Origin of the sequence: Streptomyces sp. TP-A0356 (assembly GCF_001417775.1) — a bacterium.
Classification (GTDB): Bacteria; Actinomycetota; Actinomycetes; order Streptomycetales; family Streptomycetaceae; genus Streptomyces.
Genome location: NZ_BBZJ01000030.1, coordinates 104,121 through 117,627, shown reverse-complemented (window position 1 = coordinate 117,627; position 13,507 = coordinate 104,121). Strand labels below are relative to the sequence as shown.

Genomic DNA, 13,507 nt, shown 5'->3' with positions numbered 1-13,507 from the left:
ATATCCGGCCAGGATGCCCCCGCCCCGCAGGCCGGCCAGTCCGCCGACTCCGCCCCGGCCCCGGCGCCCGGGCCTGAAGCGGCCCCGGAGCGCGGCCGGATCGGCCGGGCGCAAGCCGCCCTGGCCGAGCTGCCGGTGCCCGACCAGCTGGTGAACGCCTACCCCGAGTCCTCCGGCGCGCTGCTGGTGGACGACGGCGGCGAGCTGGCCCCCGAGATCGCCGCGAGGCTCCAGACGCAGGGCTGGAAGGTGCACGTGCTGCGGCTGCCCGGCGTGCCGCAGCGGGTGGACGGCGCGGTGGACCACGCGCTGACCGGCTGGGGCGTCACCGAACTCGCCGCGCGGGTCGAGGAGGCGCTGGGCGAGCGGATCAGCCTGGTGCTCGACCTGTACACGGTGCCCCCGGCGGACTGGGCGGAGGGGGTGCGCCGCCTGGCGCACACCCTGCTGGTGGCCAAGCACCTGGTGGAGCCGCTGAGCACCGCCGCCACCTTCGGCCGCACCGCCTACACCACCGTCACCCGGCTGGACGGCTCCTTCGGCCTCGGCGGTGTCGACGAGCACGTGGCGCCGATCGGCGGCGTCGCCGGCCTGGTCAAGACCCTGGCCGTGGAGGCTCCGAAGGTCTTCTGCCGGGCCATCGATCTGGCCCCCGGCCTGGCGCCCGGCGCCGCCGCCGCGCTGGTGTTCGGCGAGGTGCACGACGCGGCCACCGAGCCCGTCCAGGTCGGCCATGACGGTAGCCGCCGCGTCACCCTCGCCCTCGGCGAGCAGCCGCTGCACCCGGTGGGTGCGCGGCCGCAGCCGCTGAGCTCCGAGGACCTGCTGGTCGTCACCGGAGGCGGGCGCGGCATCACCGCGGCCTGCGTGGTGGAGCTGGCGCGGCGCCACCAGCCGGGCCTGCTGCTGCTCGGCCGCACCCCGCTGGAGGAGGAGCCGGAGTGGGCGCACGGGGTGCAGGACGCCGCGGCGCTCAAGGCCGCTGCCGTCGCCGACCTGAAGGCCGCGGGCGAGAAGCCCACCCCCAAGCGGGTCGAGCAGGCCTACCGGGCCGTCGTCGGCTGCCGAGAGGTGCGGGCGACCCTGGACGCGCTGCGCGCGGCGGGCAGCCACGCCGAGTACGTGGCGGTGGACATCACCGACCCGCAGGCCACGGCGACCGCCCTCGCGCCCTACCGGGGCCGGGTCACCGGCCTGGTGCACGGTGCCGGGGTGCTCGCCGACCAGCTGATCGCGCAGAAGAAGGCCTCCGAGATCGAGCGGGTCTTCGCGCCCAAGCTGGCGGGACTGCGCGCCGTGACGGCCGCGCTGGACGCGGACGCGCTGCGGCACGTGGTGCTCTTCTCCTCGGTCGCCGGCTTCTTCGGCAACCGCGGCCAGTCCGACTACGCGATGGCCAACGAGGCGCTCAACGCCTGGGCGTCCTCCTGGAAGCGGCGCCACCCTGGTGCTCGGGTCACCTCGCTCAACTGGGGCGCCTGGGACAGCGGCATGGTCTCCCCCGAGATCAAGGCCGTCTTCCGGGAGCGCGGGATCACCCTCATCCCGCAGGAGACCGGCGTCGCGATGTTCGCCGACCAGTTCGCCGCCGCACGCGCGGACGACGTGGTGACCGTGCTCGGGCCGACCACCCCGCTCTCCGAGCGCGTCCCGGCCGCTCCCGTCGCCTCCCTCACCGTCGAGCGGCGGATCGCCGAGCTGGCCCAGGACCCGATCGTGGCCGACCACGTGATCGGTGAGGCCCCGGTGCTCCCGGCGGCCGTGGCCCTCGGGTGGGCGATCGGCGCGGTGGAGCGCGCCACCGGCGGCGAGGTCCGCCAGGTGCGGGAGTTCTCGGTGCAGAAGGGCATCGTCTTCGACGGCAGCCAGCCGGAGAACTGCCGCCTCGTCATCAGCCCGCTGCCGGAGGCCCCCGGCACCGTACAAGTGGCCATCCGCTCGGTGAGCCGGGACGGCGCGGTGCGGCCGCACTACGCCGCCGTGCTGGACGCCGCGCCCGCCGCGCCGCAGGCGCCCGTCGCCGGGCTGCCGGCGCTGGGCGGCGGCCGGGCCGCCGACGGCCTCTACACCGACGGCACCCTCTTCCACGGCCCCTCACTGCGCGGCATCCGGCGGGTGCTCGCCGAGGAGGAGTCCCGGCTCGTTCTGGAGTGCGCCCTCACCGAGCACCGCACCGCGGGCGGCGCCTTCGCAGGTGCCCACTACGCCCCCGGCACCGCCGACCTGCTGCTGCAGGCCGCCCTGGTGGGGGTGCGGCTCTTCCGGGGCAGTGCCGGGCTCCCCCTGGCCGTCGGCCGCGCCGAACTGCACCACCCGCTGCCCGATGGCGAGCCCTTCCTCGTCCTGGTGCAGCCCGGCTCCGGGGGCGCGGGCGCCGAGGCCCGACTCACCGTCACGGCCTGTGCCCCCGACGGGCGGGTGCTGATGCGTCTGCACGACGTGTCCGTGATCTCGGCACCCCGGCTCACGGCCAAGTTCGTCATCGGCTGACCGGCCCGTCCGCATCCGACTGACGACCTGACCCGGTCGGCCCGGCCGGTGCGCCTTGCGCGCCTGCCGGCCGGGCCGACCGACTACGGAGGGACCTCGCTCTGATGAGCAAGTACGCCATCGTCGGCCTGTCCTGTCTCTTCCCGGACGCCCGCACCCCCGCCGAGTTCTGGCAGAACCTGCGCAGTGGGGCGGACGCACGCCGGGAGGGCGGTGACGAGATCTTCGGCGCGACGCCCGAGGACGCCGACCTCGACCCGCAGCACCGCATCTACTGCCGCCGCGGGGGCTTCATCACCGACTTCGCATTCGACCCCACCGGCTACCGCCTCGACCCCGAGCAACTCGCCCGCCTCGACCGGATCTTCCACTGGTCGCTCTACACGGCCCGTGAGGCTCTGCGGGACAGTGGCTACGAGGCCCAGCCGGAGACCCTCGCCCGCACCGCGCTCGTGCTCGGAAACTACTCCTTCCCGACCCCCACCTCGGCCCGGATCAGCATCCCGCTGGCCCGAGAGGCGGTGCTGGAGGGCCTGCGGCAGGCCGGGCTGCCCGCGCTGGCGGGGCTCCCGCCGGGCGCCCCGCTGGTCGACGCCGACCTGCTGCGCAGCGAGAACCTGCGGGTCAGCGGCTCCCCGGCGGCCGTCACTGCCGCCGCGCTCGGCCTCGGCGGCCCGCGCTACGCCCTGGACGCCGCCTGCTCCTCCGCGCTCTACGCGCTCAAACTGGCCTGCGCCCACCTCGCCGCCGGGCAGGCCGACCTGGTGCTGGCCGGCGGCGTCTGCGCCCCGGACCCCACCCTCATCCACCTCTCCTTCAGCGACCTGCGCGCCTACCCGGAGAGCGGCTTCAGCCAGCCCTTCGACAACCGCTCCGAGGGCATCCTCACCGGCCAGGGCGCCGGGGTGGTCGCCGTGAAGCGGCTCGCCGACGCGCTGTGGGACGGCGACCGCATCCACGCCGTCATCGACGGCATCGGCCTGAGCAACGACGGCAGCGGACGCCACCTCCTCGTCCCGCAGGCCGGCGGCCAGCTCGCCTCGTACGAACTCGCCTACGCCGAGGCCGGCGTGGACCCTTCCGCCATCGACTACCTGGAGTGCCACGCCACCGGCACCCCGCTGGGCGACGCCACCGAGGCCGAGTCCGTCGCCGCCTTCTTCGGCCGCCACGGCAAGGTACCGCTGATCGGCTCGGTGAAGGGGAACGTCGGTCACCTGCTCACCGTCGCCGGACTGAGCAGCTTGCTCAAGGTCGTCCTGGCCATGAACGAGGGCCACATCCCGCCCACCATCGGCGTCGAACAGCCGGTGTGCTCGAGCGACGGCCGGGTGGGGGAGGACGTGCTGGTCCGCGAGGGCCGGCCCTGGCCCGAAGGGGTGGGACCGCTGCGGGCGGCCGTCTCCGCGTTCGGCTTCGGCGGCACCAACGCGCACGTCGTGCTCTCCGCACCCGAGGCCGCCGAGACCTGGGAGCCCGTCGAGGAGCCCCCGGCCGAGCTGCCCGCGCTGGACATCGTCGGCCTGGGCGCGCACTTCGGCCCGCTGGACGGCGTGGACGCGCTGGAACGGGCCGTCCACGCGGGCGCGGACGCGTTCGGCCCGCTGCCCGAGCGGCGCTGGCGCGGCCTGGAGCAGACCGGCGGCGGAACGCTGGACCGGGCCGGGCTGGCAGGAGAGTCCGTGCCGCGCGGCGCCTACGTGGACGGGGTGGACATCGACCCCGTCGACCACAAGATCCCACCCGCCGACCTGCGCACCTACAACCTCCAGCACGCGCTGGCCACCCAGGTCGCCGACGAGGCGCTGCGCGATGCCGGGTACAGCCGGGCCATCCCGCCGGGCGCGAGCGCACCCGAGCCGCGGCGGATCGCGGTGGTGGTGGCGATGGAGCTGGAGCCGTACACGCACGCCAGGCTCACCCGGTACACGCTGGGCAGCTTCCTGCGGGAGCAGTTCGAGGCCGCGGGAGTGGAGCTGACGGAGCAGCAGCTCGCCGAAGTGGCGGCGGTGGGCCGGGACGCGGTGGTGCCGCCGATCGTGGCGAACGAGGTGCTCAGCTACATCGGCAACGTCATGGCCAGCCGTATCTCCTCGCTGTGGAACCTCACCGGTCCGTCGTTCACCGTCTCCTCGGAGGGCTCGGGCACCGCAGAGGCCCTGGAGGTCGCCCGGCTGCTGCTGCTCGATCCGGGTGTCGAGGCGGTGCTGGTCGGCGCGGTCGACCTCACCGGCTCCGCGGAGCACCTGCTGCTGCACCCCGACGCGGTCTCCGAGGCGGGCCTGACCTTCGCCGAGGGCGCACGCGGCGTGCGGATCGGCGAGGGCGCCGGCGCGGTCGTCGTCACCCGCGGCGGTGAGTCCGAAGGCCGCCGCGTCTACGCCCGCCTGGACTCCCTCGCCCTGCGCACCACCCGGACCCGCGACGGCGCGGCACCGCAGGCGGACACCGACACGCTGGCCGCCACCGCGGAGGCGGCCCTGGCCGCCGCCGGGATCTCCGCCGCGGAGGTCGGCTACGTCGAGGCCCACGCGGCAGGTACCGAGCCCGAAGACGACACCGAACTCACCGCACTGGCACGGGTGTACCGCCCTGCCGGTCAGGCCGAGCCGAGCACGGCGGCAGAGGACGCGCCCGAGGACGGCCCGACGGCCGCCGCCGCGGGCGCCGTGGCAGCCTCCCGCCAGGGCCTCGCCGAAGGGGCGGCCGCCCCGCCCGACGCCGCGGCCCCGGAGCGTGGCGAACGTCCAGTGCGCGCTTCCGGCGACACCCCGGACCCGTTCGGCGATGCCCCGGCCCCCGGCAGCCCCGTCGACCACACACGCACCGTCGCGCTGGGCAGCGCCAAGGCGCAGCTGGGCAACGCCGGGTGCGCCTCCGGGATGGCGGGGCTGATCCGGACCGTGCTCTGCCTGCATCACGGGTACCTGCCCGGCACCGCCGGGTGGCAGCGGCCGGCCGCGGAGTTCGTGGAGGGCTTCGCCACGTCCGCGCTCTATGTACCCGAGCGCTCGCAGCCCTGGCTGCGTTCCTCCCGGCGGGCGCGGCGGCACGCCGCCGTGAGCATGCTGGGATCCCACGGCGCATGCGCGCACCTGGTGCTCTCCGCGGACGGGACCCGCGGGCGCGCGGTGGCCGCCGACTGGGAGCGGGCCGAAGGCCCGATCCTGCTGGCACTCTCCGCTGCGAGCCTCGACGGCCTGCTCGCCTCCGTCGAGCGGCACCGCGGCCTGCTGCACGGCGGCGCCGACCCGCTGACGCTGGCCCGCGCGGCCGCCCGCGAACTCCCCGGCACGTCGCTGCGCGCGGTGCTCGTCGGCCGGAACGCGGCCGACCTTCGCCTGCAACTGGAACTGGCCGCCCGGGACATCCCCGGCGCGCACGCCGCCGGCGGCGAGTGGGCCACCCCGGCCGGTTCCTACTTCACCGCCTGCCCGATCGGCCCGGAGGGCAAGGTCGCGCTGGTCTACCCGGGCGCGTTCAACTCCTACCCGGGCCTCGGCCAGGACCTGTTCCGCGCCTTTCCCGGCCTGCTGGAGCACTTCGAGGCGCAGGCCGAGGAACCCGCCCGGCAGCTGCGCTCCGCCCTGCTCCACCCGCGCACCTTCGTGACGCCGGGACGGCGGGAGCTGATGGAGCTGGAGTCCGCGCTGGGCGAGGACGTGCCGTTCATGCTGGCCACCGGTACCAGCTTCGCCATCCTCTACACCCACCTGGTGCGGGAGATACTGGGCGTCACCGCGCACGGCGGCCTCGGCTACAGCCTGGGCGAGTCCAGCATGCTCTTCGCCACCAACGGCTGGCTCGCCGAGGGCCGCCGGGACGATCTGATCAGCACCACCCCGATCTTCCGGGACCGCCTGGTCGGCCCGCGCCGCACCGTGCGCGAACTGTGGCAGGACATCCCGGCCGGGACCCCGGACAAGGACCTGTGGGCGTCACACGTGCTGCTCACCGACCAGCGGACCGCGCAGGCCGCGCTGGCCCGCTACGACCGGGTCTTCCTCACCCACGTCAACACCCCCGGCGAGCTGGTGATCGCGGGCGATCCCGCGCAGTGCCGTGCGCTGATCGAGGAGTTGGGCTGCCCGGCGGCGCGCTCGCCGGTCGGCGTGGTGATGCACTGCCCGGTGGTGGACGCCGAACTCGACGGCCTGGCCGGGCTGAACGACTACCCGACCGGCTCCATCGGGGGCCTGGAGCTGTTCTCCGCCTATGACTACCAGCAGCTGCCCGGCCTCGACCGGAAGCGCATCGCCCGGCGCATCGCGCACACCCTGCGCTCCACCATCGACTTCCCGCGCCTGATCCGCACCGCCTACGACCACGGTTACCGCTACTTCCTCGAGGTCGGCCCCGGCGCCACCTGCTCCCGCTGGGTGCGCGAAACCCTCGTCGAGCAGGCGCACGTCGCGGTCTGCGTGGACCGGCGCGGCGTGCCGGCCACCAGGTCGATCGCCCAGATGGCCGCCCGGCTGGTCGGGCACGGCCTGCCGGTGGACCTCGCGGCGCTGCTCGGTGCGGAGGCCGACGCCGAAGCGCCCGTCCCGGCCCGGCGCACCGCCCGCTTCCGGGTGGGCGGCGGCGACCCGTTGCCCGAGCGCGTGGCCCGCGGGGTGCGTGTCATCGCCCCGGCGGTCAGCCTGCTGACGGCCCATCAGCCAGCTGCTCAGCCGGTCGCCACCCCGGCGACCGTGCCCGCCGCCTCCGCTTCCGGACCCGCTTCCGGACCCGTTCCCGCACCTGCCTCCGCCCCCGTCCCGTCCACCGCACCGGAGGAACCCGATCCCATGCCCGCCGACCCGACCGTCGCGGACCCCGAGGCCATCGGCTTCGACGGCGACCCGATCGCCTTCCTGCCGTGGGCACCGGCGAGCCCCGAGCAGCCCGCCACCGCAGCCTCCGTCCTCCCCTACGTCCCCACCGCACCGACGGCCCCGGACGCGCCCGCACATGCGAACGGCACCGGCGTGCCCGCCGCGGACCTGGTGCGGGAGCTGCGCCGTCAGATGATCGCCACCCATTCGGTGGTCATGGAGACCCAGCGCGTCCTCCAGGACGGCACCCTCAGCCGCGCCGAGGCCCTGCTCGTCGGGGAGCCGATCTCCCCGCAGGCGTCGCCGGCCGTCCCCCTGCAGGGCGAGCCCGCACCGCTGCCCCCGGCGGCGTCCGCGCCTGAGCCCGTACCGCTGCCCCCGGCGCCCGCGCCCGCCCCGGCGCGCCCGGCCACAACCGAGGCGCCCGAAAACGCCCCGCTGGAGGGGGTGATCTGGGACGAGGCCGCGCTGCTGGAGTTCGCCACCGGGTCGGTGGCCAAGGTGTTCGGCCCGGAGTTCGCGCCGATCGACGCCTACGCCAGGCGCGTCCGCCTGCCCGCACCGCCGTACCACTTCGTCACCCGGGTGACCAGGCTGGACGCGCGGACCGGCACGTTCGGCCCCGCCACCATCACCACCGAGTACGACATCCCCGAGGACGCCTGGTACCTGGTGGACGAGGGCGCACCGCCGGCCGTCACCGTCGAGGCCGGCCAGTGCGACCTGCTGCTGGTCAGCTACCTCGGCATCGACTTCCGCAACAAGGGAGAGCGGGTCTACCGCCTGCTGGACAGTTCGCTGATCTTCCGCGGCGGGCTGCCCCGGGCCGGGCAGACGCTGCGCTACGACATCTCCATCGACCGCTTCGTGCACAACGGCGACACCACGCTGTTCTTCTTCAGCTACAACTGCTACGCCGACGGTGAGCTGATCCTCGAACTCCGCGACGCCTGCGCCGGGTTCTTCAGCAGGCAGGAGCTGGACTCCTCGCTCGGCGTCGTCATCACCGACCGCGAGCGCGCCGAGCGCGCCGCCCTGACCAAGGGTTACTTCAAGCCCCTCGCCCGCACCGGCAAGACCCTGCTCACCACTGCCGACCTGGAGCTGCTGGCGCAGGGCCGGCACGGTGAGGTCTTCGGTCCCGAACACGCCCAGGACGAGGCCCTCAATCCCGCTCTGCGGCTGCCGGACGCGATGCTGCGGATGGTGGACGAGGTGACGGTGGACCGCCTCGGCGGCCCGCGCGGCCTCGGCAAGCTGAGCGCCGTCAAGCATCTGGAGCCGGACGCCTGGTACTTCACCTGCCACTTCCCTGACGACCCCGTGCTGGCCGGCTCGCTGGTGGCCGAGGGCGCCGTGCAGCTGCTCCAGATCTACCTGCTCTACCTGGGCATGCACCTCACCCTGCCGGACGCCCGCTTCCAGACCGTCACCGACGAGCGGATCGACGTCCAGGTGCGCGGCCAGGTCACCCCGGAGCACCGGGAGATCCGCTACGAGGTCGAGATCATGGAGGTCACGCTGCTGCCGCGGCCGACCGTGATGGCGGACATCCTGGTCTACCTGGGCGACAAGCCGGTCATCAAGATGCGGAACCTCGGCCTGCAGGTGCGGGAGAAGGACGGCACCCCGTACCGTCCGGAGACCGGGGGAGTGCCCGCCTTCCTCGGTCGCCGCAACCGCAGCGGCGAACCAGCGATGATCAACGAACTGCACCTCGCGCACGCCGCCAAGGGCCTGCTGGACATGGCGATGGGCCCGGAGTTCGAGATCTACCGCGGCAGCCGCGCCCCCTACATCCCCAACGGCGACTTCCAGTTCGTGGACCGGGTGATGTCGCTCAAGGGCACCCGCGGCGACCTGGGCCCCGGTTCCGAGATGGTCACCGAGTACGACTCGCCCGCGGACGCCTGGTACTACCGGCAGAACTCCCACCCGCACATGCCCAACTGCGTGTACATGGAGACCTCGCTGCAGGCGGCCATCTTCCTCGGCTACTACCTCGGCGCCACCCTCAAGGAACCGCAGCAGCAGTACTCCATCCGCAACCTGGACGGCCGGGCGACCCTGGTCAAGGACGTCGACCTGCGCGGCAAGACCATCCGCCACCACTCCAAGCTGCTCATGACCAGCGCCGTCTCGGGCGCCGTGCTGCAGAACTTCTCCTACGAGCTCTCCGCGGACGGCGAGGTCTTCTACACGGGCGAATCCCTCTTCGGCTACTTCAGCGAGGCCGCGCTCGCCAACCAGGTCGGCCTGGACAACGGAAGCTACGTCGCGCCGTGGATCGAGCAGGAGCCGCCCGCCGCCGAGCGGGTGCGCCGCATCGAACTCACCGAGGACGCCCCGGCGTTCACCGACCCCGCCGCCGGGCACCTGCATCTGCCCGGCGAGAACTTCCACCTGGTGGACCACGTCGACCTGGTCGCCGACGGCGGCCGGCACGGCGCCGGCTACCTGCACGGCTGCCGCCAGGTGCGCCCCGACGAGTGGTACTTCGACTGCCACTTCCACCGCGACCCGGTGATGCCCGGCTCGCTCGGGGTGGAAGCCGTACTGCAGGCCATGCGGCTGTTCGTGCTGGAACAAGGACTGGCCGAGGGCATCGGGAACCCGCGCTTCGCGATGGCCACCGGCGTGGAGATGAGCTGGAAGTACCGCGGCCAGATCCTCCGCAACGACGGCGAACTCCGCTTCGACGTGCACATCAAGGAGGTGCGGCGGGAGGCCGACCGGCTGCTGCTGATCGCCGACGCGGACCTGTGGAAGCCGGGCCTGCGCATCTACGAACTCACCGACGCGGCCATCGAGGTTCGCTCCGCCCCCGCCCACGCCTGAACCAGCCTAGGAGCTGCGTTTCCCATGTCCACCACGCACCCCCAGACCCCCCTGCGCTGGTACGGCGACGGCTCGCCCAGTACGGACTCGGCCGGCGTCTACCAGGTCCTCGCCGACCTGGAGAACCCCTGCTTCATCGTCGGCACCCCGCAGGGCCCCGGCGCCGTCTCCGGCGGCACCGCGGCCCCCACCGGCCAGGGCCCGCACCTCCTGGCCGCCGCCGCCCCGCTGCCCCCGCACCGGCTCGGCTCCTCCGCCTTCACCGCCGCCCACGGCGTGCTCCGGCCCTACATGGCCGGGGCCATGGCAGGCGGCATCGCCTCCGCCGACATGGTGGTCGCGCTGGCCCGGGAGGGCTTCCTGGCCTCCTTCGGCGCGGCCGGACTGCTGCCCGAGGTGATCGAGAAGGCGCTGCTGCGGTTCGCCACCGAGATCCCCGGCCTGCCGTACGCCGTCAACCTGATCCACAGCCCCAGCGAGGACCGGCTGGAACGCGAGGCCGTGGGGCTGTTCCTGCGTCACGGCGTGCGCTGCGTCGAGGCGTCCGCCTACATGGACCTCACCCCACACGTGGTGCGCTACCGGCTCGCCGGGCTGCGGCGGGACGGGGCCGGGCGGATCGTGGCGGACAACCGGTTGATCGCCAAGATCTCCCGCCCGGAGACCGCCGAGCGCTTCATGCGCCCTGCTCCCGCAGCCACCGTCAGCGCCCTGCTGGAGCAGGGACTGATCACCGCCGAGCAGGCCGCGCTCGCCCACCACCTACCGCTGGCCGACGACATCACCGTCGAGGCCGACTCCGGGGGCCACACCGACCGCCGCCCGCTTCCCGCACTGCTTCCGGCCATCCTGCGGTTGCGCGACCACGTGCAGCGCGAGCACCGCTACCCGGTGCCGATCCGGGTCGGCGCGGCCGGCGGCCTCGGCACGCCGGTCGCGGTCGCGGCGGCCTTCGCCATGGGCGCGGCCTATGTCGTCACCGGCTCGGTCAACCAGTCCTGTCTGGAGTCCGGGGCTTCCCCGGCGGCGAAGGCGATGCTCGCCGAGGCCGGCATCGCGGACTGCGAGATGGCCCCGGCCGCCGACATGTTCGAAATGGGCGTCGACCTCCAGGTGCTCAAGAAGGGCACGCTCTTCCCGATGCGTGCCCGCCGCCTCTACCAGCTCTACCAGGCGTACGACGGCCTGGAGGCGCTGCCCCCCGCCGAGCGCGCCCGGTTGGAGCAGCAGATCTTCCGCCGCCCACTTCAGGACGTCTGGCAGGACTGCGTCACCTACTTCGAGCGCCGCGACCCGGACCAGCTCACCCGCGCCGCGGGCAGCCCCAAGCGCCGGATGGCCCTGGTCTTCCGCTGGTACCTGGGCATGGCGTCGCGCTGGGCGGTGACGGGGGAGCAGGACCGGGCGCAGGACTACCAGATCTGGTGCGGACCGGCCATGGGCTCCTTCAACGACTGGGTCACGGGGAGCTACCTGAAGAACCCCAGCAACCGCCGGGTCGCCGACGTCGCCCACCACCTGATGCGCGGCGCCGCCTTCCACACCCGCCTCGCCCAACTGCGCCTGGCGGGCGTGCACATCCCGGCCGGCGCCTGCGACTACCGTCCCGTCCCGCTGGAGACCCCGGCCGGCATGGCACCCACGGCAGGTGCCAGGTGAGCGCCGACCTGACCCCCGAGGCGCTGGAGCAACTGCTCGGCGACCCGGGCGACCCCGCCAACCCGTACGGTTACGCCGCCGCCGTCGCCCGCGACGAGGCGGACGCCTTCCCCGAGCAGCTCTGCGAGAGGCTGCGCCACGCGGGCTTCCACCTCAACTACTTGCCGAAGCAGTGGGGCGGCGCCTTCGAGTCCTTCGACCGCAGCCTCACGCTGGTCCGCGCGGCGGCGCGCCGGGACGTCACGATCATGCCCGGCACCATGTTCAGCATCATCGCCGCCACCTGCCTGCACCTGCACGGCACCGGGGAGCAGCAGGAGCGGGTGGCGCGCATCCTGCGGGACGGCGGCGCCGTCGCCTTCGCGCTCACCGAAGCGGAACACGGCAGCGACCTGCTCGCCGGAGAAGTGCGGCTCGACGCGGACGGGTTGCTCCACGGCGAGAAGTGGCTGGTCGGCAACGGCCTGCGGTGCGAGGCGATCTACGTCGTGGCCCGCACCGGTGAACGCGGGCCCGGCGCCTTCACCTCCTTCCTGCTCGATCTGACCGACGAAACGATCGACCCCGACGATCTGAGCCGGCTGCCGGCGCCGCGGACCGGCGGGATGCGCGGCATCGACCTCGCCACCGTGCGCTTCGACGCCTTCCCGGTGCCGTGGGACGCCCAGGTCGGCAAGGAGGGCGAGGGCCTGGAGGTCGCCATCCGGGCGCAGCAGGCGGTGCGGTTGACGAGCATGGCGGGTTCGCTCGGCATCGCGGACACCGCCCTCCGACTCACGCTGGACTTCGCCGCCGAGCGCCGCTTCGGCCGTACGGTGCTGTCCGCGACGCCGTACGCGGCACGGGAGTCGTCGATCGCGTCGGCCGCGCTGCTGGCGGCGGACGCGGTGGCGCTCTCGGCCGCCCGCGGTGTGCACGTGGTGCCGGAGGCGTTCAGCGTCTGGGGCCTGGCCGCCAAGCACCTGGTGGCCGAGGCCGCCGAGGACCTGTTGCGCCGCTGCGGCACCGTGCTGGCGACCCGCTCGGTGCTGCGCGAGCAGGCCCCCGGCGACGGGGTGTTCCAGAAGCTGCAGCGCGACTCGGCCGTGGTCCGCGTCATCGACGCCAGCCCGTACGCCAACCTGCGCGCCTACTGCGGTCAGCTGCCCGCCCTGCTCGCCACCACCGAGACGCCTGCGCCGCAGACCCTGCGCCGCATCTTCACCCTGGACGCCGAGCTGCCGCCCTACGAGCCCGCCCGCCTCGACCTGATCGCGCGGGGCGTGGACCCGGTGCTGGGCGGGCTGCCGACCGTGGCCGCGCCCGTCCGCGCGGCGCTGGACCACGACACCTCAGACCTCGTCGACCGCTTGTCCGTGGCCGCCGCAGGCCTCGCCGCGCAGGCCGAGGCCGCGCGCCGGCCCGGCGCCGACCCCAACGCCCTCGCCGACCTCGCCGAGCGCTACGCCTGGCTGCACGGGGCCGCCTGCTGCGTCCACCTGTGGTGGGCCAATCGCGAACGCCCGCTCTACGGCGCCGAGCCCGGCGCCACCGGCTGGCTGCGCGCCGCACTCGCCTACCTGCTGGCCCGCGCCGAGGGCACCGATCCCCGGTGGTGCGGCCCGCACCTGCTGCCCGCCCTCGACACCCTCGCCGCTCTGCGCGAGCAGGGCGTGCTCTTCACCGCCACCCCAGTCCGCCTCGCCGCGAAGCCCCAGGAGGCC

At 74.2% G+C, this 13,507-nt stretch carries 4 protein-coding genes; all 4 read left to right on the top strand.

Annotated features, from left to right (window positions below; genetic code table 11):
* Positions 1 to 2,490: SDR family NAD(P)-dependent oxidoreductase (locus ASC56_RS31370; protein ID WP_159039738.1), on the top strand; the 2,490-nt coding region annotated here is incomplete at its 5' end.
* Positions 2,491 to 2,594: 104 nt separating this feature from the next.
* A complete protein-coding gene (locus ASC56_RS42295; RefSeq protein ID WP_055494969.1) occupies positions 2,595 to 10,145 on the top strand; it encodes a type I polyketide synthase in 7,551 nt (2,516 codons plus the stop codon).
* A 24-nt stretch (positions 10,146 to 10,169) separates the two neighbouring features.
* Positions 10,170 to 11,804: a PfaD family polyunsaturated fatty acid/polyketide biosynthesis protein gene (locus ASC56_RS31360; protein ID WP_055494968.1), complete on the top strand. Its 1,635-nt coding sequence runs from the start codon at positions 10,170 to 10,172 to the stop codon at positions 11,802 to 11,804.
* On the top strand, positions 11,801 to 13,507 hold a 1,707-nt coding region (locus tag ASC56_RS31355; protein ID WP_055494983.1), incomplete at its 3' end, for an acyl-CoA dehydrogenase family protein. The genes ASC56_RS31360 and ASC56_RS31355, both read left to right, overlap by 4 nt.

Bases quoted from the DNA above. Each gene is read 5' to 3' on its own strand.
- ASC56_RS42295 (WP_055494969.1), top strand. From the start codon at position 2,595: ATGAGCAAGTACGCCATCGTCGGCCTGTCCTGTCTCTTCCCGGACGCC.
- ASC56_RS31360 (WP_055494968.1), top strand. From the start codon at position 10,170: ATGTCCACCACGCACCCCCAGACCCCCCTGCGCTGGTACGGCGACGGC.